Annotated in this window: 19 protein-coding genes and 1 tRNA gene; 10 read left to right on the forward strand and 10 right to left on the reverse strand. The window is 71.5% G+C overall.

Annotation, left to right across the window (positions count from 1 at the left end; translation table 11 throughout):
* Positions 1-8: 8 nt before the first annotated feature.
* Positions 9-1,838 (reverse strand): bifunctional diguanylate cyclase/phosphodiesterase, encoded by a 1,830-nt coding sequence (locus OHN19_RS27290; RefSeq protein WP_330266719.1) that lies wholly within the window; start codon positions 1,836-1,838, stop codon positions 9-11.
* Positions 1,839-2,152: 314 nt separating this feature from the next.
* Here OHN19_RS27290 and OHN19_RS27295 point away from each other — a divergent pair, with 314 nt between their 5' ends.
* Positions 2,153-3,406 (forward strand): M6 family metalloprotease domain-containing protein, encoded by a 1,254-nt coding sequence (locus OHN19_RS27295; protein WP_330266720.1) that lies wholly within the window; start codon positions 2,153-2,155, stop codon positions 3,404-3,406.
* 139 nt (positions 3,407-3,545) lie between these two features.
* Here the strand turns inward: OHN19_RS27295 and OHN19_RS27300 are convergent.
* From OHN19_RS27300 to OHN19_RS27330, 7 genes are all read right to left on the reverse strand, one after another.
* A tRNA-Lys gene (locus OHN19_RS27300) sits at positions 3,546-3,619 on the reverse strand.
* Entirely contained in the window at positions 3,610-4,197 is a 588-nt protein-coding gene (locus OHN19_RS27305; protein ID WP_330266721.1) for a bifunctional DNA primase/polymerase, read from the reverse strand. Before OHN19_RS27305 ends, OHN19_RS27300 begins: the two co-directional genes overlap by 10 nt.
* Positions 4,198-4,342: 145 nt before the next feature.
* Positions 4,343-4,714: a hypothetical protein gene (locus OHN19_RS27310; RefSeq protein ID WP_123760929.1), complete on the reverse strand. Its 372-nt coding sequence runs from the start codon at positions 4,712-4,714 to the stop codon at positions 4,343-4,345.
* Positions 4,715-5,028: 314 nt separating this feature from the next.
* Entirely contained in the window at positions 5,029-6,366 is a 1,338-nt protein-coding gene (locus tag OHN19_RS27315; RefSeq protein ID WP_330266722.1) for an AAA domain-containing protein, read from the reverse strand.
* The gene (locus OHN19_RS27320; RefSeq protein ID WP_330266723.1) at positions 6,363-7,964 is read right to left on the reverse strand and encodes a hypothetical protein; all 1,602 of its coding nucleotides are present in this window, start codon (positions 7,962-7,964) and stop codon (positions 6,363-6,365) included. Before OHN19_RS27320 ends, OHN19_RS27315 begins: the two co-directional genes overlap by 4 nt.
* Positions 7,955-9,115, reverse strand: coding sequence for a hypothetical protein (locus OHN19_RS27325; RefSeq protein WP_330266724.1), 1,161 nt, complete (start codon positions 9,113-9,115; stop codon positions 7,955-7,957). Before OHN19_RS27325 ends, OHN19_RS27320 begins: the two co-directional genes overlap by 10 nt.
* Positions 9,066-10,019 (reverse strand): phosphatase PAP2 family protein, encoded by a 954-nt coding sequence (locus OHN19_RS27330; RefSeq protein WP_330266725.1) that lies wholly within the window; start codon positions 10,017-10,019, stop codon positions 9,066-9,068. Before OHN19_RS27330 ends, OHN19_RS27325 begins: the two co-directional genes overlap by 50 nt.
* 209 nt (positions 10,020-10,228) lie before the next feature.
* Here OHN19_RS27330 and OHN19_RS27335 point away from each other — a divergent pair, with 209 nt between their 5' ends.
* Positions 10,229-10,822, forward strand: a complete 594-nt coding sequence (locus OHN19_RS27335) for a histidine phosphatase family protein (RefSeq protein ID WP_330266726.1) — start codon at positions 10,229-10,231, stop codon at positions 10,820-10,822.
* A 135-nt stretch (positions 10,823-10,957) separates the two neighbouring features.
* On the opposite strand, the gene OHN19_RS27340 is transcribed toward OHN19_RS27335, so the two are convergent.
* Positions 10,958-12,364 (reverse strand): tetratricopeptide repeat protein, encoded by a 1,407-nt coding sequence (locus tag OHN19_RS27340; RefSeq protein ID WP_330266727.1) that lies wholly within the window; start codon positions 12,362-12,364, stop codon positions 10,958-10,960.
* 265 nt (positions 12,365-12,629) lie between these two features.
* On the opposite strand from OHN19_RS27340, the gene OHN19_RS27345 reads away from it, so the two are divergent.
* Positions 12,630-12,980, forward strand: coding sequence for a hypothetical protein (locus OHN19_RS27345; RefSeq protein ID WP_330266728.1), 351 nt, complete (start codon positions 12,630-12,632; stop codon positions 12,978-12,980).
* A gap of 117 nt (positions 12,981-13,097) precedes the next feature.
* Positions 13,098-13,961, forward strand: a complete 864-nt coding sequence (locus OHN19_RS27350; RefSeq protein WP_330266729.1) for a fused MFS/spermidine synthase — start codon at positions 13,098-13,100, stop codon at positions 13,959-13,961.
* A gap of 1 nt (position 13,962) precedes the next feature.
* On the opposite strand, the gene OHN19_RS27355 is transcribed toward OHN19_RS27350, so the two are convergent.
* Positions 13,963-14,469 (reverse strand): hypothetical protein, encoded by a 507-nt coding sequence (locus tag OHN19_RS27355; protein ID WP_330266730.1) that lies wholly within the window; start codon positions 14,467-14,469, stop codon positions 13,963-13,965.
* Between the two features lie 98 nt (positions 14,470-14,567).
* On the opposite strand from OHN19_RS27355, the gene OHN19_RS27360 reads away from it, so the two are divergent.
* The 6 genes from OHN19_RS27360 (at position 14,568) to OHN19_RS27385 (ending at position 21,585) form a co-directional block, all read left to right on the forward strand.
* The gene (locus OHN19_RS27360) at positions 14,568-15,257 is read left to right on the forward strand and encodes a response regulator transcription factor (RefSeq protein ID WP_330266731.1); all 690 of its coding nucleotides are present in this window, start codon (positions 14,568-14,570) and stop codon (positions 15,255-15,257) included.
* Positions 15,254-16,693 (forward strand): HAMP domain-containing sensor histidine kinase, encoded by a 1,440-nt coding sequence (locus tag OHN19_RS27365; RefSeq protein ID WP_330266732.1) that lies wholly within the window; start codon positions 15,254-15,256, stop codon positions 16,691-16,693. The genes OHN19_RS27360 and OHN19_RS27365 overlap by 4 nt, the downstream gene beginning before the upstream one ends.
* A gap of 74 nt (positions 16,694-16,767) precedes the next feature.
* Complete coding sequence (locus OHN19_RS27370; protein ID WP_330266733.1) at positions 16,768-18,216, forward strand: cellulose binding domain-containing protein; 1,449 nt, start codon at positions 16,768-16,770, stop codon at positions 18,214-18,216.
* Positions 18,217-18,408: 192 nt separating this feature from the next.
* Positions 18,409-19,713 carry a carbohydrate ABC transporter substrate-binding protein gene (locus OHN19_RS27375; RefSeq protein ID WP_330266734.1) on the forward strand — a complete coding sequence of 435 codons (1,305 nt, stop codon included), beginning with the start codon at positions 18,409-18,411 and terminating at the stop codon, positions 19,711-19,713.
* 13 nt (positions 19,714-19,726) lie between these two features.
* The gene (locus OHN19_RS27380; protein ID WP_330266735.1) at positions 19,727-20,707 is read left to right on the forward strand and encodes a sugar ABC transporter permease; all 981 of its coding nucleotides are present in this window, start codon (positions 19,727-19,729) and stop codon (positions 20,705-20,707) included.
* Positions 20,704-21,585, forward strand: coding sequence for a carbohydrate ABC transporter permease (locus OHN19_RS27385; protein WP_330266736.1), 882 nt, complete (start codon positions 20,704-20,706; stop codon positions 21,583-21,585). The genes OHN19_RS27380 and OHN19_RS27385 overlap by 4 nt, the downstream gene beginning before the upstream one ends.
* The last annotated feature ends 8 nt before the right edge of the window (positions 21,586-21,593 follow it).

The following is a 21,593-nucleotide window of genomic DNA, read 5'->3' on the forward strand; positions in this document are numbered from 1 at the left end:
CCTGACCGTCAGACCTGGGCGCCCATCAGCCCGGAGATACGATCCGGCGACACCGGCCGCGAGTACAGCCAGCCCTGGCCGGTGTCGCAGCCGATCCGGCGCAGCCGGGTGGCCTGGGCCGAGGTCTCGACGCACTCCGCGGTGACGGTCAGGCCCAGGCGGTGGGCCAGCTGGATCATCGCCTCGACCACCACCTCGTCGGCCGGGTTCGGCGCGACGCCCTCACCCTCGTACTGGAAACCGCGGACGAAGGAGCCGTCCAGCTTCAGCACCGACACCGGCAGCCGGCTGAGATAGGCGAGGTTCGAGTAGCCCGTGCCGAAGTCGTCGATGGCGATGCCGACGCCCATGTCGCTCAGCGCCTGGAGGGCCTGGAGCGGGCGGCCGGCCGAGCCCATCACCGCGGACTCGGTGAGTTCGAGCTGGAGCAGGTGCGGGGCGAGGCCCGTCTCGGCGAGGGTCTTCGCCACGTCCGCGACCAGGTCGGAGTCCCACACCTGACGGACCGCCACGTTGACGCTGACGAAGATCGGCGGCTCGTCGGGGTGGTCCAGCTGCCACTGCCGGGCCTGCCGGCAGGCGGTGGCGAGGATCCAGCGGCCGAGCGGGACGATCGAGCCGTCCTCCTCGGCCAGTGCGATGAACCGATTCGGCGTCAGCATCCCGAACTGCGGGTGGTTCCAGCGCACCAGCGCCTCCACCCCGCGCAGCCGCCCGTCCTCCATGCCCACCAGCGGCTGGTACTCCAGCTGGAACTCACCGCGCTCGATGGCGGGCCGGAGCGTGGAGGCCAGCGCCTGGCGGGTCATGCGGTGGGCGTTGCGCTCGGGGTCGAACAGCGTCCAGCGGTCCCGGCCGTCGGCCTTGGCCCAGTACAGGGTGGTGTCGGCGGCCTGCATCAGCCCGGTCGCCGAGGTGCCCTCCGCCCGCCGCTCGACCACCCCGATCGACGCGGACACCGACATCCGGTGGCCGGAGACGTCGAAGGGCGCCTGGATGGCCTTCAGCAGGGCCTCGGCGAGGTCGGCGAGCTGCTCGGTGCCGGTGGAGTCCTCGACGAGCAGCGCGAACTCGTCGCCGCCCAGTCGCGCCACCAGGGGCGCGGTCGCCCGGCCCTGCCCCGCCTCGCCCGCGCAGCGGGTGAGCCGCTCGGCGACGGCGGCCAGCAGCCGGTCGCCGACCCGGTGGCCGAGGGTGTCGTTGACGGCCTGGAACCCGTCGAGGTCCAGGTAGCACAGCCCGATCCGGCCCGTGCCGCCCTGTTCGTACGACTCCGGCTCCAGCGCGGCCGTCAGCCGCTCGAAGAACAGGGTGCGGTTGGGCAGCCGGGTCACCGGGTCGTGCATCTGCAAGTGCCGCAGCCGCGCCTGGAGTTCACGCCGGGCGGTGATGTCGGCGACGGACAGCAGGACGCCCGGCGTCTCGTCGGCCAGGGGCGTGATCGTGATCTGCGCCCACATGGAATGACCGTCGGGATGCTTGAGCCGCCGCTTGCAGCGCAGCTTCGCCTGCCGGCCGCGCAGCACCTCGCGGTAGGAGTGCCAGGTGCGCGCGTCCGAGGTCAGGTCCACCAGGTCGGCGGCCAGGGCCCCGGTCAACTCCCGCGGTACGACGCCGAGCAGCTCGCCGAAGGCGGGGTTGGCGTCGACGACCGTGCCCTCGCGGTCCACCACCGCCATGGCCAGCGGCGCCGCCGCGAAGGCCGCGCGGTGCGACGGCGGCTCGGTACGAGCGGCTGTCGCGCGCTCGGTACGAGCAGGTGTCGTGATGTCACTCTCTGTTACGACCGACCCGTCGAGGTCTGCCGCGGGCGCCGGCCCTTCGGACGTTCCGTTCACCGCTAGCTCCCGCAGTGCACTCGATCGCTGTCCGCGCAGGAAAGTGTGCCGATCATAGAGGCTGCCCTGAGGCCCTTCCAGCCATTGCCCAGTCTCGTGGACCGGCAACCCCTTCTGGCAGATCGTTTCTGCCCGCAGCTGGACGGGTTCTTCGGGCCCAGGACCGGTTGTGACGTTCCGTGAGCGATTCGGGGGTGTCGGCCGGTTCGGCAGGTCACGCCAAGTCACTCGTCCGGTGCAGATAAACAGGACGTACTACTGCAAAACCACACAGGCTGGGTGCGGTATCCCGTGAACCGTTCCCGGAGGTCCTGTTGCCGCGCCCGTTTCCGCGCACTCTTCCGCGCCCCCGACTGCGCAGCACCGCCGCCGTGTTCACCACCATGGCCGCCCTCGCCGCCACCTCCCTCGTCACCGGCCCCTCGGTGGCCGAACCCTTCTTCTCGGCGCCCTGCACCCTGGAGCGCACCGAGGCCCACCACTCGGAGGGCCTGGACACCTGGAACACCGCCTATCCGCGCCCGGCCCGCGCCCTCGACGCGGTGATGGTCTTCCTGTCCTTCCCGGACGCCCCGCCCCTGACCAGCCCCGCCGAGCTGACCGCCGACCACTTCCCGGCCACCACCGACTTCTTCTCCCGTGCCTCCTACGGCCGCTTCACCCTGCGCCCGCACCCGCTGCGGCACTGGATCCGGATGCCGCGCCCGTCGACGGCGTACGCCATACAGCGCGACTGGAGCGCCGAGGACCGGTCCGCCTATCTCCACGACGCGCTCGCCGCGGCCGACGCCCAGGTCGACTTCTCGCGCTACGACGTCGTCTACTTCGTCGCCGACCCGGACGCGCCCGGCGTCGACTCGGACGCCACGAAGGTCGTCAACCTGGACGTGCCGCTGCGGGCGGACGGCACGGACATCCGCCGGGTGGTCACCGTCTTCGAGAAGCACCCGCCGGACCAGCTGGTGCTGGCCCACGAGACCGGGCACGTGTTCGACCTGCCGGACCTCTACCACCGGCCCGCGGACGGCAAGGGTGACTGGGACACGTACGTCGGCGACTGGGACCTGATGGGCAGCCAGTTCGGACTCGCCCCGGACCTGTTCGCCTGGCACAAGTGGAAGCTGGGCTGGCTGGAGCGGCGGCAGGTGGTGTGCGTACGGGGGCCGAAGCCGAGGCGGCTGACGCTGGAGCCGCTGGAGGCCGGTCCCGGCAACGCCGGCATCTTCGGGCTGGGCCGCGGCACCAAGCTCGCGGTCGTGCGCACCGGGGTGGACAGCGCGCTCGCCTTCGAGGCGCGGGAGGCGGTGGGCAACGACGCGGCGGTCTGCCGCCAGGGTGTCCTCGTCTACCGCGTCCACAGCGGCGCCGCGTCCGGAAGCGGCCCCGTCCAGGTCATCGACGCCCACCCCCGCACCGAGGCCTGCTGGGAGAACTCCGTCTACCCACCCCTGGCCGACGCCCCCGTCGACTCCGGCGAGACCTTCATGATCCCGGACACCAAGGTCCGCGTCAGGGTGATGGACCGAACGGTGTCGGGGGCGTGGAATGTGGAGATCACAGCGGGGTGACCCCTGGCCGACGGTACGGTGGCCGACCTCGGCGGGGTGTGGGTGGCGGAGCCCCCACAACGCGCGGCGCAGCCGCGCACAAATGACGACGGCGAGGCCGGTTCGCGCTTTCCGCGAACATGCCTCGCCATCGACGTCGTGCGCCGCCAGGGACTCGAACCCCGGACCCGCTGATTAAGAGTCAGCTGCTCTAACCAACTGAGCTAGCGGCGCCTGCTGACGTCGTAGACCTTAGCATCCTGATCGGCTGGGGGAAAAATCGAAATCCGCACGGCGTTCCGGGCCGCTCGGACCGCCGCCCAGACCAGGATTTCCGGGCCCGGCAGCCAGGGGTGGCGGGTGTCCGGAGCGACCAGCCAGCGCGAGGTGAGCCCGGAGTTCGCGGCGCTCAATGGGGCCGGTACGGTCACCGCGTCCCCGGTGCCGTGACACAGCAGCGGCGGGATCGCTGCCGTACGGCCGAACTCCTCCCACCGCAGCAGCGATGGCAGCCGCTGAGCCGTACCCGGCGCCGAGAACAACAGCATCCGACCCCGCAGCGTCGCCACCGGCCCCGAGCCCGGCCCCTCGTCCCACAGCCGGTCCAGCATCCGGCGCCCGAACATCGCGGGGACGCTGACCACGTCGAAGGCGGTGCCGCAGGGCAGCACCACCGGAGCGGTGGGCCGCTCCTCCCACAGCGACAGGGTGCTGCGCGGATACGTTCCTGCCGAGGCGAGCCAGGCGGCCCCGTCCGCGGTGACGCCCGACACGTCGAAGCGGTCGGAGAAGGGTTCGTCGCGAGTGCTCATGTCATCTACAGGTACCGGGCGTGAGCGCGCGATTCCTGAGGGTTGCGGGAAACGGGGACAGGGGAGGGTGAAGGGGAGTATCTTGCCCGCCTGGCATATGCCAAAGCTTTACTCGGGCGGTACGACGGCTGCGGGGGCCGCCCGCTCAGACGGGGTCGGCGTGCCCGGGGCCGCCGCCCTCCGCACCGCGCAGCAGATCGCGGCCGAACTCGACCATCTTCTTCGCGTAGTCCTCGGTCCACTCGGCACGCTCGGCGATGTCCGCCGCGGTGAGCCGGTCGAAGCGCCGGGGGTCGGCCAGCTGGGCCGCCGCCATCGCCTGGAACTCGACCGCGCGGTCCGCCGCGGCGCGGAACGCGTGCGCCAGCTCGGTGGCCCGGGTCAGCTGCGCGCGGGGGTCGTCGATCGACTCCAGGTCGAAGAAGTGCTCCGGGTCGTCGGCCACCTGTGCGGGCTCGAACAGCAGGGGCGCGGGGCGTAGCCGCGGTTCGTTCCGACGCGGCGTGGGCTCCGCCATGTCTTCATCCTCCTCGTACCTCGTCCGTACCGACGGCCCGCCTGTGCATGGGCCACCGTCCATTGTCCCGCGCCCGTGCAAGAGGGCGGTCCACCTCCGGCGGTACCAAGCACTACGGCCCCGGCGATGTTCCCGCTCACGGCGGCCCTGGGGGGCCGGGAAGTCCAGAGCCGGTCACGGCTGCCATGGCACCCGGTGTTCCGCCAACCGTGCCGGCACCGCGTGGTTCGCCTCCCAGCCGTCCGGGCTGTATTCATCGGCCGCCTCCGGCGGCGGGCCGGACTCCGTCCGGCGGTGGGGATGTCGGGGGCCGGTCACGGCTGCCATGGCACCCGGTGTTCCGCCAGCCGTGCCAGCACCGCGTGGTTCGCCTCCCAGCCGTCCGGGAACTTCACCAGGGTTCCCAGCTGGACCGGTTCCGTCGACGGGTAGTCGTCCAGGAGGTCGGTCACGCCCGCTCGGCAGACCACGATGCAGGCGTGGCGGTGGCGGGAGGCCAGGACGCACAGGCGGCCCGTCTCGAGGTGGAAGGCGGTGGCGTCGGGGCGGCCGGAGAGCGGGTGGAGGACGACCGTGACGTCGTACTCGCGGCCCTGGAGACGGTTCGCCGTGTCGACGGTGACCTCCGTGACGCCCAGGTCGGCCAGCGCCGCGCGGACCGCCGCCGCCTGGTCCCGGTGCGCCGTGCCGACGGCGATCCGGTCGGCGGTCAGGGGAGCCGGGTCCGGTGAGCGCTCCGACGTGGCCGCCCCGCCCCGGTCGAGGAGTCGCCGTACGACCAAGGCCACCGCCCGCACCGCCTCCGGGTCCGTGCGCGGAGTGTGCCGCGCGGGCAGCTCCAGCAGGCCCCAGCCGGATTCCGCCGCCGCGTCGATCACCCGGTCCGGGCCCGAGCCGTCCGAGGGGACGGCGAAGGCGAGCCGGCGGTCGTCGTGGTCCGTGCCGCTACGGAAGGGCGTGTACGGGTAGAAGGCGTCGGAGACGAGCGGCGCGGCGGACGCCGGGAGACGCCACGACACCGGCAGGCGGTGCTGCGGCAGCTCGGGGTTGTGCGCCAGCAGGGTCGTCACCGCCGAGGCCGAGGGGTCGTACGACAGCCCCGCCCACTGCTCGCTGCCCACGATCGCGAACGGATCCAGCTGCCCCGGGTCGCCCACGAACAGCGCCCGCTCGAACAGCCCCGCCACCGCCAGCAGCGAGTCCGACCGCATCTGGTAGGCCTCGTCGACGATCGCGTGCGCCCACGGCTCGTCGACCTTCACATGCCCCCACTTGGCGGCCGTGGAGATCACCACGGGCAGGCCGGTGAGATCACCCGCCTTCGCCGACTTGCGGACCTGGGGCAGGTCGTCCAGCGCCTTGTCGTACGGGTCGGCGTCACTGCTGTGCAACCGCCCGACCGGCAGCTCCGGGTTCTTCTCGGCCAGTCTGAGCACGAGGTCGTCGACCTGGGCGTTGGTCTGCGCGACCACCATCAACGGGCGCCCCGCGTCAGCCAGTTCCAGCGCCGCGCGGACGACGAGGGTGGACTTTCCGGCGCCGGGCGGGGAGTCGACGACCACACCGCGGTGGGTGCCGTGCAGGGTGTCGTGGAGGATCGCGTCGGTGGCCGCGCCGGCGGCCGCTCCGGCATCGAAGACCTGGGTGGTCACAGCACGTCCTCCGGGGTCACGGGATCGGCGGTCTCCTGCACGGCCTCACCGGGCGGACCGCCGTGCGTCCAGGGCGTGTCCTCCGGGTCGGGCAGCTTCGCGCCGCCGCGCTGTTCGTGCTCGAAGAGCGTGAAGCAGATCCGGTCGCCCTTCTCCGGCACCGACCCGGCCTCCGGCTCCTTGCCGCGCCCCATCTTGTCGAGGATCTTGAGGACGATCAGCGCACTGCCGTCAGGAGCGTCCTCGTACCCCACGAACTCCGCCGCCTGCGGCTTCCCGCCCAGCGAGCGGTACACCTTGGCCCGCTCGCCCAGATGCGGCCGGTCGTCCGTCCGGACGGTGACCAACGGGCGCGGGCTCGGCCGCTTGCCCTCGCTGTACGTCATCACCACGTCGGTGACCTCCCCGGCGAACGCCTCCCCGGCCAGCCGCCGCCCCGCCATCACCAGCGGGTCGTCGAGCGCCTCCTGCGCCTCCAGACGGGCCTGTTCGCGCTCGCGCGAGGTGAGTTTGTTGGCGGCGGTCACCGCGTCGTCGCGGCGCGGCTGCGGGGGCTCGCCCGCCACGACCCGGTCGCGGTGACTCGTGAACGACCACCGGTCGCGCGTCCACCGCTCCTCGACATGCGCTCCCTCGGGCAGCGCCCGCAGCAGGTCCAGGCCCCGCCACACCGCGTCCCAGGTGGGGCGGGTCCGGCTGAGGACGAGCGCGCGGATCTCCTGCTCGGCGGCGGTGAGCGCGCCGAGCCGGTCGTCGGCCTCCAGACCGTCCTCGGCGGCGGCGAGGGCGGTCCGCGCGCGGTCGTAGCGCTCGAAGGCGGGGGCGAGCAGCTTGTTGTCGAACGCCGGGTCGGTGGCCGGACCGGCCGGCGGGTGCCGCAACTGGCCCTGCTCGTCCCGGGCGAGCTCGGCCTCCAGCGCGGCCTCGGCACCGGAGCGGCCCTCGGGCGGGTCGATCCACGCGAGCAGCGCGCCCAGGTGCTGGTCCTCCAGGGTGGACTGACCGGTGGACCAGTGCCGGGCCAGCAGGTCCGTCATCGCGGGCAGCAGCGAGGAGCCCGGCACCCGGGCCCGCTCCCCGAAGTGGGTCAGCCACCGGCCCAGCAACGGCACCCTGGGCGGGGCCGGATACGGGGTCTCCGGGTCCTGCTCAGCCGTACGCCGGAACCGCATGGACCGCCCGAGCAGCCGTACGAAATCGACGCCCGCGCGGCTCGGCAGGATCAGCTGCGGGGCGTCCGCGCACAGCTCGACCTCGACCTTGACGCGCTTGCCGGTCTCCGGATCGGTCTCGTTGCGCTCGGCGGCCTCCACCGCCGCCGCGTACCCGTCGACGTACGGCAGCACGATGTCCGCCAGCTCGGCCAGGAACGCGAACCTGAGGTCCCGGTCCCGCGGCTGCGGTACGACCAGGAGGTGCGGGGCGTCCCGGTCGGTCCCCACGAGCGCCCCGAGCGGGGCACCAGCCTCGCCCGCGGTGGTGAGCGGGACGAGGACGAGGGGCTGGTCGGAGAGATGGCGGTGGCGGACGGTCGCGGCCGGCTGGGCGCGACCGGTGCTGACGGCTTCCAGCCGGGCGAGGGTGGCGATCAGCGACATGCCCGCACCCCCGGAACTTCGGCCGGCACCCTCGGAGCTTCCGCCGGCACCCCCAGGGCCTCCGCCCGCAGCTGGGCCGCTCTCCGCAGGGCCGCCACCGCCGGGTCGTCGGGGTCCCCCGTCTCGCCGCGGGCCGCCGCCAGCACCTCCGCCACCGTCGTCAGACCGCCCAGCTCCGCGCGGACCGAGCGGCCCAGGGAGGTCACCGCGCCCTCCGCGCGGGAGCGGTCGCGGCAGTGGAAGGCGAGTTCGCAGGCGGACAGGCACTCGGGGGCGTAGGTCGCCGGGACCGACTCGACCGCCGCCGTCAGCTCGGCCGCGGGCAGGTCCGGGGCGAAACAGGTGCCGTCGGGCAGGGCGTCGGCGATGTCCTGGATGCGGGTGAGGCGGGTCAACTGGCGGGCGGTGACCGCGCGCTGCTTGCGGATGTCGACGGCCGAGGCGGTGGGGAGGTTGGAGAAGTCCTTGGGGCAGACCAGAAGGACGCGGTGGCGGACCCTCGGCGCCGGTTCCATCCGGGCCGCGACCTCCTCCAGCGCCAGGACGTACACCGCGGCCTGGCGGGCGGCCGCGCCCACCTTCGCCGGGTCCGCCGAACCGTCCAGCATCGGGAAGGACTTGATCTCCACGACCGTCCAGCTGCCGTCCGGGTGCACCACCACGGCGTCCGGCTCCAGGAAGGCGGGCGAACCGGCCACGTCGAGCGCGAGCATGGGGTGGTCGAGCAGCGTCCAGGCACCGGCGGTCGCCTCCCGCAGGGCGAGGGCCGTCCGCGCGGTACGGCCCTCGGGGCCGATCGCGGTGAGGTCGGGGACCTGGGCCTCGGCGGGCGGCTCGGCGCCGCGGTCCAGGCGCTCGTGCACCAGCCGCAGCAGCTCCGCGCCGCCGTCCGCCTTGACCTTCGCCTCGAAGGCATTGCCGCGCGTCAGGGCGAACTGCGACTGACCGAAGGCCGACGGCGCGCCCAGCGCGCTCGCCAGAGCCGTCTTGTTCACCCCGGCGCCGTCGAGGATCGCGCGCCGCTTGCACCCGGGGTTCGCCGCGAGGGCCGCGAGGGCGCGGGCGTCCAGTGCCTTGGCCGGTACCTCGGGACCGCGCAGCTCAGCGAGCCGCTGCCGGAGCGCCGTCCCCCGCGTCCGTGGGAGCGGCACTCGGCTCGGCTCCTGGGGCGAACCGGGACTCGCGCTGCCGTGGAATGTGCTCACCCGCCGAAGTCTGGCATCCGCCACTGACAATTGAGGGCTCTGCGTCCCGAGAGGCCACGGTGACGGTTTCTATCCGGGCCCGGATGCCCGCAGTGGCCCGCCCCGCGACCCGGCTGACGTACGGGGCGAGCAGGAACCCGAGCCCCATCACGGCCGCGCCCGCGACCGCGTCGAGGAAGTAGTGGTTCGCGGTGCCCATGACCACGATCGTGGTGATCAGCGGGTAGGCGACAGCCGCGACCTTGGTCATACGCGTGCCGCCGTAGCGCCACAGCATCACACCGCACCACAGGGCCCAGCCGACGTGCAGGCTCGGCATGGCCGCGTACTGGTTGGTCATGCCGCCCATGCCCCGCGGGGCGCTCGCCTCACCGCCCCACCAGCCGTACGAGCTGTACTGGGCCATGGTGTCGACGAAGCCGTGGCCCGCCGACAGGAGGCGGGGCGGGCAGGTCGGCAGCAGGGTGAAGCCGATCAGGCCCATGAAGGTGGACGTCATCAGCCAGGTGCGGGCCGCGCGGTAGTGCGCGGAGCGGGAGCGGAAGAGCCAGACCAGGATGGCGGGCGTCACCAGGTAGTGCAGCGAGGCGTACCAGAAGTCCGCCGGTACGCCGATCCACGCCTGGTCGGTGAACAGCCGGTTCAGCGGGTGCTCGGCGTTGATGTGCAGGAACTTCTCGACCTTGAGGATCGCCAGACCGTGGTCGACGGCTCCCGTGACGTCGCCCCTGGCGAGGAGCCGGCCGGCGCTGTAGCAGGCGTACACCAGCACGATCAGGGGGAGCTCGGTCCACCAGCGCAGCCGCGTGTCCGGGACTGCCTCGGTGCCTGGTGTCTCGGTCAGCGGCATCCGATCCTGTCCCCCTTCGTTTCGCGCGGCTTCCGACGGTCGTTGTCCGGTCGTGCCACTTTACGGCGTATGTGCGGGCCCCTGTGGAGTGCCCCCACGCAGCGCCTTCGGTCCTCGAAGACGCAGAGATCGCCCCTTGGGTTGCCCTCCCACAGGGTGCGCGATGATGGAGGGGTTCCGCCTCCGTTTTCCCCCGGAAAGGTTTCTTCATGGCACCGCGCATCCTGCTGGCCCGGCACGGACAGACCGAGTGGTCGCTGTCCGGCAAGCACACGGGCCGGACGGACGTGCCGCTTCTGGAGGAGGGCCGGCGGGGGGCCAAGCTGCTCGGCGAACGGCTGCACCGGGCGCCGTACGACGGCCTCCCCGGAGTGGAGATCCGCACGAGCCCCCTGGCACGCGCGCGTGAGACCTGCGAACTCGCCGGGTTCGGGGAGCGGGCGGCCACCTGGGACACGCTCATGGAGTGGGACTACGGCGCGTACGAGGGCATGACGCCGGAGGAGATCCAGGCGGTGCGGCCGGGGTGGCTGATCTGGCGGGACGGGGTCCCTTCGGGGGAGTCGCTGGAGCAGGTCGCTGCGCGGGCGGACGAGGTCGTGGCGTGGGCCCGGTCCGCGGACCGGGATGTGCTGGTGTTCGCCCACGGGCACATCCTGCGGTCCATCGGGGCGCGGTGGCTCGGGTTGCCGATTGATTTCGCTGCGCGGATACGGCTTAATCCGACGTCTCTTTCGGTGCTGGGCTGGGCCTATGGGGAGCCGGCGATCGAGAGCTGGAACGACTTGGGGCATCTGGGGTAGCGGTTCGGCTTCCGGCCGGTGGGGGCTGGTCGCGCAGTTCCCCGCGCCCCTGAGGTGCGTGCAGTCACGTCTTTAAGGGGCGCGGGGAACTGCGCGAGAAGCCCCCACCGGGCCGCAGACGACGAACCAGCCCCCTCACGCAGTCCTCGGCGTAGACGCATGGCGTTCCAGGAACGCCGACACCCCCGCCGCCCTCCGATGCGGCAGCAGCACCCTCGCCGTGCCCGCCAGCATCGTCTGGATGCGGGACGACTGGACCTCGCCCAACAGCTCCAGCACCCGCAGCCCCGCCGCCGCCCCCTCGTCGGGCCGGCCGCCCCGGGCCAGGTCGTCGGCCAGTTCGGCCGTGTACAGCGCGATGTTGCGGGTGAAGTGCGGGTCCTGGAGATCCGCCGCCCGGCGCGCGTGCCGGGCGGCCCGGCGCCAGTCGCCCAGCGTGGACCAGCACTGCGCCTCCAGGCCCTCCAGTTCGGCCTCGCCGTAGAAGCTCATCCACTCGGGGTCCGCGTCGCGGACGCCGCGCTCGAAGTAGGCCTGCGCGCGGGCGAGGGCCTGCTCGCACCCCGTGCGGTCGGCGAGGCCCGCCCAGCCGCCCGCCTCGCGCAGCGAGAGCAGCGACATCAGCCGGGCCGAGCCCAGCGGCCGGGCGACCCGCTGCGCGGCCTGCGCGGCCCGCACCGCCTCCCGGGGCCGGCCCGTGTCCCGCGCGAGGAAGGCCGTGTTGCAGAAGGCGTGCGCCTCCAGGGCGTCGTCACCGGTCACCCGGGCTGTCGCGAGAGCCTCCGCGTAGTGCGAGCGGGCGTCGTCGAACCGTCCCGAGTCATGCGCCAGCCAGCCCACGGAGATGGCGAGTTCACCCGCGCCCGAGTGCAGCCGGTCGGCGGTGGTCTGCCGGGTCGCGCCGGCGTCAAGGAGCGCGTAAGCAGCGCGCAGCGGCGCTGCCGCGCGCCGGTACAGACCGTCCGCGCCGTGCCGGTCGTCCAGCAACCGGATCCTGCGGACGGCTTCCTCCAGGGCACCCGCCTCGCTCGCCCCGGCGCGGCGCACCGGCCGCCCGGCGGCGGTGGCGTCGGCGGCGAGTCCGAAGGGGCCCAGCGAGGCGGCGGCCACCGTGGCGCCCCCGCCGGTCATGAATGCGCGACGCAGCACGTCGCTCTCCTCGTAGTTGTCGTACGTCTCGTCAGGGTCCTGCGTGTCTTGCGTGTCATACGGCTCGTAGGCCCCCGGCGTCTCAGACGCGTCCCGTGACCGGCGTCCGCGCACGGTCGAGCGGGGCGCGAAGCCCAGGTCGGTGAGCGTGCGGCCGGGGAACATGTGCAGGAACACCCGTTCGTACGCGTAGTTGGGGCAGCGGATCTCGCCCGCCTCGACGCGGCCCACGTAGCGCGCGTCGCAGCTGACCCGTTCACCGATCTCGCGCGCGGCCCGTCGTACCGCCGCGGCGAACTCGGCCGGCGAGCGCTGGCCGCGCAGGCGCCGGAACGCGAGGTTCGGCCGCGGTGGCATGGGGGACTGGGACGAGGTCACCTGTGACGACGCCATGGCCGGGTCCTCTCGTGCGAACCGTCGAACCATGCCGGAGGTGGGGCGAGTTGACTGGTTTGTCAGTGTGACGCCCTGTTTCCGGCGGGCAAGAACGTACCCGCTGTGTCCGGGCCGCCACGCGGGGTTTGGCTACAAACCGGATATCTCATCCGAGATCTGCCATGAACTGCCATCCTTTGCGGCGGACTTGCGCCGTAGCCGTTGACGCGGGCGCGCGTTGAACCCCATGGAGTCGGACGAGGGTTCCTTGATGGAGGCCGCGATGGAGATCAGCTGTGACGTGGTCACGGTACCGACGCGACACGGCCTGGAGGCCGTCGACATCCTGCGGCGGGGGGTGGGGGACGGCGTGGGACCGGTGCTGCACGACGACGGCGGCCAGACGTTGGGCTTCCTGGTACCACCGGGGACGGCGGCGGGGTGGGACGTGCCGGGCAGTACCTGCACGGAGACCGACGGCCGGGGGCTACGGCTCGCTCCTGAGCCACCGGTGGAGGGCGCCGACTGGCTGCTGCCACCGGGAGACGCCGATCTGGCGACGGACCCGGCAGTGCTACGGGCAGCACTGGACGAGGCGGCGAGACTGATCGAGGCCGCGGACAACTGCCAGTGACTGCACCCACCCCTCAGGGGCGCGGGACCGTATCGATCCGCGGCTCCGCCGCGGGGCGCGACCAGCCCCCACCGGCCCGCAGACGCGAGACGACCCTCCGCCGCAGATAATGGCGTTATGGGCAAGTCCAAGAGGCGTGACAAGGCCGTCGCCGAACCCGTTGTGGAACCAGTCGACGGCGGCCTCGCCGAACTCATCCCCGACCGGGAACGGCCAAACGCCTGGACCCTGCTCATCGACGGCGCCCCCCAGTCCCACGTGGACCTGGACGACCCCCGCCACCTCTCCTTCGAGTACCAGCGCCGCCTCGGCCACGTCATCGACCTCGCCGCCCCGGCCGGCAAGCCCGTGCGCGCCGTGCACCTCGGCGGCGGCGCCTTCACCCTCGCCCGCTACCTCGCCGCGACCCGCCCCCGCTCCACCCAGCAGGTCGTCGAGCGGGACGCCGCCCTCGTGCAACTGGTCCGGCGGAAGCTCCCGTTGGACCCGACCGCGCGGATACGGGTGCGGTCCGTCGACGCCCGCGAGGGCCTCGCCAAGGTCGCCGACGGCTGGGCCGACCTCGTGATCGCCGACGTGTTCAGCGGCGCCAGAACTCCCGCGCACCTCACCTCGACCGAGTTCCTCGACGAGGTCCGCAGGGCCCTCAAACCGGGCGGCCACTACGCCGCGAACCTCGCCGACGGACCGCCGCTCGCCCACCTCCGCGGCCAGATCGCCACCGCCGCCGCCCGTTTCACCGAACTCGCCCTGGTGGCCGACCCGACCGTGCTGCGCGGCAAGCGCTTCGGCAACGCCGTCCTGGTCGCCTCCGACACCCCCCTGCCGGTCGCCGAACTGACCCGCCGGGCCGCCTCCGACCCGCACCCGGGCCGCGTCGAACACGGCAAGTCGCTCCTCGACTTCACCGGCGGGGCCGTACCCGTGACGGACGCGAAGGCCGTGGCCTCACCGGCGCCACCGCCCTCGGTGTTCCGCTGAGTCAGTACGTCCCGATCTCCACCCGCGGCGGGCCGTCGTGCCAGGTGCAGAACACCGACACCCGGTCCGCGCCCGAGGAGAACTCCACCCTGATCCACGACTCCGTCTTCCACACCTGCATCGACCAGCCCGTGCCGGGGGTCGCGGAGACCAGGGTCGCCGAGGTCTCGCCGAGGTCGAAGACCGCCCGGCCACCGTCCGTGTCGTAACTCTTGACCTGGCCGGAGGCGGTGGGAGACGGGCTCTTCGAGGGGGTCGGCCGAGCGGTCGTGGCGCTCGGCGTCGGCGACGGGCTCTTCGAGGGGACCGCGCGTCTAGTCGGGGTGGGCGTCCGGGACGCCAGCGGCTTCGACTCCTGCGTGGTCGCCTCGGCCGTCGCGATGGGCAGGGCGCGGGGCGGGTCGTAGGCCGTGCCCGCCATGACCGTGTGGACACCCCACCACGACAGCGTGACCGCTGCGCCCGTGGCGAGCAGCCAGGCAAGTACGTGTACGAGTCCTCTGCGCATCGCCCGCCATACTGCCTCACGCGTCCCACGGGCCGCACCCGGACTGAGTTGTCCACAGGCCCCGACCGCGCTCGCCCGAATCGCGTACGGTGCGGCGCATGGCAAGTGTGCTCGTGGTCGAGGACGACCAGTTCGTTCGTTCGGCGCTCATCCGGCACCTGACCGACGCGGCACACACCGTGCGCAGCGTCGGGACGGCGCTGGAGGCGCTGCGCGAGGTCGCCCATTTCCGTTTCGACGTGGTGATTTTGGACCTCGGTCTGCCCGACCTGGACGGCTCCGAGGCCCTGAAGATGCTGCGCGGGATCACCGACGTGCCGGTGATCATCGCCACCGCGCGGGACGACGAGACGGAGATCGTCCGCCTGCTCAACGCCGGGGCGGACGACTACCTCACCAAGCCCTTCTCCGTCGAGCACCTCTCCGCCCGGATGTCGGCCGTCCTACGGCGGTCCCGAGCCGCCGGCGGCGACGCCCCGCCGGAGAGCGTGCTGCGCGTCGGCGGCCTGAGCGTCGACCCGCTGCGCCGCCAGGCCGAGCTGGACGGCGTCCGACTCGACCTCACCCGCCGCGAGTTCGACCTGCTCGCCTTCCTCGCCGCCCGCCCCGGCGTGGTCGTCCCCCGCAAGGAACTCCTCGCGGAGGTCTGGCAGCAGTCCTACGGCGACGACCAGACGATCGACGTCCATCTCTCCTGGCTCAGGCGGAAGTTGGGGGAGACCGCCGCACAGCCCCGCTATCTCCACACCCTGCGGGGCGTCGGGGTCAAGCTGGAGCCGCCGCTATGAGATGGGCACTGGTCAAGGTCTGCCTGGCGGTCACCACCATGGTCGTGGTCGCCTTCGCGATCCCGCTCGGTCTCGTCATCAAGGAGATGGCCCGGGACCGCGCCTTCTCCAACGCCGAGCGCCAGGCCGCCGCCGTCGCCCCGGCCCTGTCCATCACCACCGACCGCGACCAGCTGGAGCGCGTCGTCGCCTCGGCCGGCTCGGACTCCGGGATGGCCGTCCACATACCGGCCGACGGTGACCAGAAGGGCGATGCGGCGGCCGGCGGCGACCCGAAGGGCGGTCAGAAAGCCCTCGACATCGGGCGGCAGCGGGCCGCCGACGAGGACATCGCGACCGTGCGACGGCTCGGCCGCGCCTCCACCACCGAGGTGCCCGGCGGCTCCATCCTGCTCCAGCCCGTCGCGCTCAGCTCCGGCCAGATCGCCGTCGTCGAGGTGTACGTCCCCGAGGCGGAGGTCAGCAACGGCGTCGCGACCGCCTGGGCGGTCCTCGCGGGCGTCGGCATCGCACTGGTCGTCGGCTCGGTCGCGGTCGCCGACCGGCTCGGCGTGCGGATGGTGCAGCCCGCGCAGAAACTCGTCGAGGGCGCCCACGAGTTGGGGGAGGGGAAGCTGGGCGCGCGGGTACCGGAGGAGGGGCCGACCGAACTCCGGCTGGCGGCCGTCGCGTTCAACTCCATGGCCGACCAGGTCGTCCAACTGCTGGCGAACGAGAGGGAGCTGGCCGCGGACCTGTCCCACCGGCTGCGCACCCCGCTGACCGTGCTGCGGCTGAACGCGGCCTCGCTCGGGGACGGTCCGGCCGCCGAGCAGACCCGGGCGGCGGTCGCGCAGCTGGAGCGCGAGGTCGACACCATCATCCGCACCGCGCGAGAGGCCAAGCCGCAGACCGCGGCGGCCGGGCCCGGCGCCGGGTGCGACGCGGCCGAGGTGGTCCGGGAGCGGATGGGGTTCTGGTCGGCGCTCGCCGAGGACGAGGGCCGCAAGTGGCGGGTCGCCGGCACCGAGCGGCCGGTGCGCATACCCGTCGCCCGGGCGGACCTCGCGGCCGCGCTGGACGCCCTGCTCGGCAATGTCTTCCGGCACACCGCGGAGGGCACCGCCTTCGCGGTCGACGTGCACAACGGCGAGGACGCCGTGATCGTGCTCGTCTCCGACGCCGGCCCCGGCATCCGGGACCCCGAGGCCGCGATGGCACGCGGGCGGGGATCCGGCAGCGCCGGGTCGACCGGGCTCGGGCTCGACATCGTGCGCCGGCTCGCCGAGTCGACCGGCGGGGACGTCCGCATCGGATCGTCGGTGCTGGGCGGGACCGAGGTGCGGGTCTGGATCCAGCTGGACGGGCGGGAGCCGGTGCGCCGGGGACACCGGGTGCGCCGACGCCGTACGGGCAGATTGGTCTCGACCTTTAACCGATCCCGATCCCTTCCTTAAGCGCGCCCTAAGATCCTCAACCCCCGTCCTGATCAGGTTATTTGCCCGATTCCGGCTCGCTAGCGTGCCGCCTCATGAGCATGCATGGACGCAAGGTGAGCGGCAGGAACAAGGTGATCGGCGGGGTGGTCGCGGCCGCCGTGGTGGGGACCGGCGCGGTCGTTCTGAGCGGTACCGCCCAGGCGGCCGGGGTCGGCGCCGCGTACACGAAGACCAGTGACTGGTCGACGGGTTACACCGCGCAGTACGTGGTCACCAACAACAGCACCGGCGCCGACAGGGACTGGAAGCTGGAGTTCGACCTGCCGTCGGGCACGAGGCTGAGCTCGCTGTGGAACGCCGAGTCGGCGGTGAGCGGACAGCACGTCACGGTGACGTCGGCGAAGTGGGACACCGACGGACTCGCGCCCGGGGAGTCCGTCACCGTCGGCTTCGTCGTCAACGGCACCGCGGATCCGACGGGTTGCCGCGTCGACGGCACCGCGTGCTCCGCCGACGGCACGGCGACTCCGGAACCCACCGGCCGCCCGACGCAGTCCCCCACGCCCACAGCCGCACCCCCGTCGACGCCGGCCGCCACTCCCACCCCGACGGCCTCGCCCTCGCAGAGCACCAGCACAGGAACCGGCACCACCGCCGGCTTCGCCCCGTACGTCGACACCTCCCTCTACCCCGCCTTCGACCTCCTCGCGAGCGCCGCGGCCACCGGCGTGAAGGACTACAACCTGGCCTTCGTGACCGACGGCGGCGGTTGCACGCCCAAGTGGGGCGGGGTGACCGACCTCACGAGCGACGCGGTGGCCGCGCAGATCGGTGCGCTGCGGGCGAAGGGCGGTGACGTCCGGGTCTCCTTCGGCGGGGCCTCCGGCTCGGAGCTCGCCACGGCCTGCTCCTCGGCGGACGCGCTGGCGGCGGCGTACGGGAAGGTCGTGGACGCGTACGGCCTGACCAAGGTCGACTTCGACGTGGAGGGCGGCGCGCTGCCGAACACGGCCGCGAACACCCGGCGGGCGCAGGCCATCGCGAAGCTCCAGGCCCGCCACCCCGGCCTGGACGTCTCCTACACGCTGCCGGTCATGCCCGAGGGCCTGACCCAGGACGGGGTGGACCTCCTCGCCGACGCGAAGGCCAACGGCGTGCAGATCGACGCGGTCAACATCATGGCGATGGACTACGGGGCCTCGTACAGCGGCGACATGGGCACGTACGCCGAGCAGGCCGCCACAGCCACTCAGGCGCAGGTCAGGAGCGTGCTGGGGCTGTCCGACAGCGCCGCCTGGAAGACGGTCGCGGTCACGCCGATGATCGGGGTGAACGACGTGGCCTCGGAGATCTTCACGGTCGACGACGCGACCCAGCTGGTGGCCTTCGCCGAGGAGAAGGGTCTCGGTTCGCTGTCGATGTGGTCAGCGACGCGTGACAAGCAGTGCGCGGGCGGCGCGAAGAACTACGCTGACGCCACCTGTAGCTCGATCGCTCAGGACACCTTCGCTTTCTCGAAGGCGTTCGCCGCCTACAACTGACGATTCCATGGGACGCACGAGGGCGCGCAAAGGTGTCGGTCACGTTTCGACAAATGGGACCTGAAGGGTCTTGACGGTTGACCTGACATACGGCTGTCATTACGCCACCGTGTTCGGTCAAGTTGATTTCTGGTCGATTACGACCGGTCTTCGAATCCCTCCATGACCGGACCCCTGCCCCAGGAGCCGTACATGCGTGACCTTTCGTCCTCCCTTCCCTCCGCCAGCCGCCGTGGCGTTCTCAAGGGCATCGGCGGCGCCGCCCTGCTCGGTGCCGGCATACCTCTGCTGAGCGCCTGCGGCAGCAGCGGCAGCTCCTCGGACCCCAAGACCGTCAGTGTCGGCTCCAACGACTCGGACGCCGTGCCGAAGAAGGCGTACGCGGACGTCTACGCGGCCTTCCAGAAGCAGTCCGGCCTCACCGTCAAGGTGAACACGAAGGACCACAACACCTTCCAGGAGCAGATCAACTCCTACCTCCAGGGCACGCCGGACGACGTGTTCAAGTGGTTCGCCGGGTACCGGATGCAGTTCTTCGCGGCCAAGAACCTCGCCTCGCCGATCGACGACGTGTGGGAGAAGATCGGGGGCAACTTCCCCGACGCGATGAAGAAGCTGTCCAAGGGCGCGGACGGCAAGTACTACTTCGTGCCGATGACCACGTACCCGTGGGCGGTCTTCTACCGCAAGAGCGTCTTCGCTCAGCACGGCTACCAGGTGCCCACCACGTGGGACCAGCTGGTCGCGCTGTGCAAGCAGATGAAGAAGGACGGCCTGGTGCCGATCGCGTTCGGCGACAAGGACGCGTGGCCGGCGATGGGCACCTTCGACCAGATCAACTTCCGGCTCAACGGCTACGACTTCCACACCCAGCTGATGGCGGGCAAGGCCGCGTGGACGGACGCCAAGGTCAAGGCCGCCTTCGATCACTGGGCGGAGCTGCTGCCGTACCACCAGGACGGTTTCATGGGCCGCACCTGGCAGGACGCGGCGCAGACGCTGGTGGCGAAGAAGGCGGGCATGTACCTGCTGGGCACGTTCGTGGCGCAGCAGTTCACCAACAAGGCGGACCTGGACGACCTGGACTTCTTCGCCTTCCCGGAGATCAACCCGGCGTACGGGCAGGACACCGTCGAGGCGCCGACCGACGGCTTCATGGTCTCCAAGTCCCCGAAGAACCACGACGGTGTCGTCAAGCTGATGGAGTACCTGGGCACGCCCGCGGCCGAGGAGACCTACCTCAAGGGCGACCCGAGTGTGGTGGCGGCCTCGAACAAGGCGTCCACGGCCTCGTATTCGCCGCTGCAGAAGAAGGCGTTCGAGATGATCTCGGGGGCCAAGACCCTGACGCAGTTCATGGACCGTGACTCGCGTCCGGACTTCACCTCGACGGTGATGCAGCCCTCGCTGCAGAAGTTCCTCCAGAACCCCAAGGGCGTCGACAGTCTGCTGTCCTCGATCGAACGCCAGAAGAAGACGATCTTCGCGTCCTCCTGAGCTGAGCGGCAGAATGACTACCGACACGACCTCGAAGAGCCCGGAGGCGGCCGCGGTGCCGCCTTCGGGCCCTGCCCCTGTCACCAAGCGGGTCCCGCAGGGGCACAAGCGCCTGCTGACCCGCCGTGATCGCATCACGCTCGGCTTCATGGCGGGCGTGCCCACGATCTTGCACGTGGCGCTGGTGTGGGTGACCGCGCTGGCGTCCATCGCGTTGGCCTTCACCAGCTGGGACGGGATCGGCTTCGACTCGATCAAGTGGGTCGGCCTGGACAACTTCCGTCAGTTGTTCACCGACAACCCGCAGTTCTGGCCGGCCGTCGAGCACAACGTCATCTGGTTCGTCGTGCTCATCCTGGTCCCGACCCCGTTCGGCCTGTTCCTGGCCGTCCAGCTGGACAAGAAGATCCGCTTCTCCCGCCTCTACCAGACCGCGTTCTTCCTGCCGGTCGTGGTCTCCCTGGCGGTCACCGGGTTCGTGTGGCAGCTGGTCTACAACCCCGACACCGGCCTGATCAACAGCCTCATCGGCGCGAACAAGCCCGGCCACTACATCGACTGGATCGGCGACCCCAAACTCAACCTGTGGGCCGTGCTGATCGCCGCGTCCTGGCGCCACACCGGCTACATGATGATCCTCTACCTCGCCGGCCTGAAGGGCGTCGACCCCTCCCTGCGCGAGGCGTCCTCGCTGGACGGCGCCAACGAGTGGCAGACCTTCAAGAACGTCATCTTCCCCACCCTGCGCCCCACCAACACCGTCGTGCTGGTGGTCACCATCATCGAGGCGCTGCGCGCCTTCGACCTGGTCTTCGTCTTCAACAAGGGCGCCCAGGGCACCGAACTGCTGTCGATCCTGATCACCAACAACATCATCGGCGAGTCCAGCCGGATCGGCTACGGCTCCGCGATCGCCGTGGTCCTGCTGGTCATCTCCCTCGCGGTCATCATCCCCTACCTGATCGCGACCTTCCGGAAGGAGCGGCAGGCATGAGCACCCTCGCTCTCAAGACCAGGACGCCGATCCGCCCCGCCCGGATCCTGCTGCACGTCTTCCTCGCCGGCACCGCACTGGCCTGGCTCGCCCCCCTGCTCTGGGCGATCTACGCAGCCCTGCGCCCCTACAGCGAGACCAGCAACAAGGGCTACGTGTCCTGGCCGGACAAGCTGACCTTCGACAACTTCACCAACGCCTTCCAGCAGTCCGACATGCTCCACTACCTCGGCAACACGCTGATCATCGCCATCCCCGCGGTACTGATCACGCTGCTGCTGTCGTCGATGGTCGCCTTCTACGTCTCCCGCTTCGACTTCCGCCTCAACATCGCCCTCCTGCTGGTCTTCACCGCCGGCAACCTGCTCCCCCAGCAGGTCATCATCACCCCCCTGTACCGGCTCTACCTCCTCGTCGACCTGCCCGGCATCACCATGAGCGGCAAGCTCTACGACTCCGCGCTCGGCCTGGTGCTGATCCATGTCGCGTTCCAGTCCGGGTTCTGCGCCTTCGTGCTCAGCAACTACATGCGGATGCTCCCCCACGAGCTGACCGAGGCCGCCCTCGTCGACGGGGCATCGGTGTGGCGGATGTACTGGCAGATCGTGCTCCCGCTGTGCAAACCGGCCATGGCCGCCCTGGGCACCCTGCTGTCCATCTGGATCTACAACGACTTCTTCTGGGCCATCGTCCTGATCTCCACCGGGGAGAACATGCCGATCACCTCGGCGCTCAACAACCTCTCCGGCCAGTACTTCACCGACCCCAACCTGGTCGCCGCCGGCGCCCTCCTCACCGCCATCCCCACCCTGATCGTCTACTTCGTACTCCAGCGCCAGTTCGTCAGCGGACTGACCCTCGGCGCCAACAAGGGCTGATCCCCCGC

The organism is Streptomyces griseorubiginosus (assembly GCF_036345115.1).
In the GTDB taxonomy this organism is placed as follows: Bacteria; Actinomycetota; Actinomycetes; order Streptomycetales; family Streptomycetaceae; genus Streptomyces; species Streptomyces griseorubiginosus_C.

Bases quoted from the DNA above. Each gene is read 5' to 3' on its own strand.
- OHN19_RS27305 (WP_330266721.1), bottom strand. From the start codon at position 4,197: ATGAGCACTCGCGACGAACCCTTCTCCGACCGCTTCGACGTGTCGGGC.
- OHN19_RS27310 (WP_123760929.1), bottom strand. From the start codon at position 4,714: ATGGCGGAGCCCACGCCGCGTCGGAACGAACCGCGGCTACGCCCCGCG.
- OHN19_RS27320 (WP_330266723.1), bottom strand. From the start codon at position 7,964: ATGTCGCTGATCGCCACCCTCGCCCGGCTGGAAGCCGTCAGCACCGGT.
- OHN19_RS27330 (WP_330266725.1), bottom strand. From the start codon at position 10,019: ATGCCGCTGACCGAGACACCAGGCACCGAGGCAGTCCCGGACACGCGG.
- OHN19_RS27335 (WP_330266726.1), top strand. From the start codon at position 10,229: ATGGCACCGCGCATCCTGCTGGCCCGGCACGGACAGACCGAGTGGTCG.
- OHN19_RS27340 (WP_330266727.1), bottom strand. From the start codon at position 12,364: ATGGCGTCGTCACAGGTGACCTCGTCCCAGTCCCCCATGCCACCGCGG.
- OHN19_RS27345 (WP_330266728.1), top strand. From the start codon at position 12,630: ATGGAGATCAGCTGTGACGTGGTCACGGTACCGACGCGACACGGCCTG.
- OHN19_RS27350 (WP_330266729.1), top strand. From the start codon at position 13,098: ATGGGCAAGTCCAAGAGGCGTGACAAGGCCGTCGCCGAACCCGTTGTG.
- OHN19_RS27355 (WP_330266730.1), bottom strand. From the start codon at position 14,469: ATGCGCAGAGGACTCGTACACGTACTTGCCTGGCTGCTCGCCACGGGC.
- OHN19_RS27360 (WP_330266731.1), top strand. From the start codon at position 14,568: ATGGCAAGTGTGCTCGTGGTCGAGGACGACCAGTTCGTTCGTTCGGCG.
- OHN19_RS27365 (WP_330266732.1), top strand. From the start codon at position 15,254: ATGAGATGGGCACTGGTCAAGGTCTGCCTGGCGGTCACCACCATGGTC.
- OHN19_RS27370 (WP_330266733.1), top strand. From the start codon at position 16,768: ATGAGCATGCATGGACGCAAGGTGAGCGGCAGGAACAAGGTGATCGGC.
- OHN19_RS27375 (WP_330266734.1), top strand. From the start codon at position 18,409: ATGCGTGACCTTTCGTCCTCCCTTCCCTCCGCCAGCCGCCGTGGCGTT.
- OHN19_RS27380 (WP_330266735.1), top strand. From the start codon at position 19,727: ATGACTACCGACACGACCTCGAAGAGCCCGGAGGCGGCCGCGGTGCCG.
- OHN19_RS27385 (WP_330266736.1), top strand. From the start codon at position 20,704: ATGAGCACCCTCGCTCTCAAGACCAGGACGCCGATCCGCCCCGCCCGG.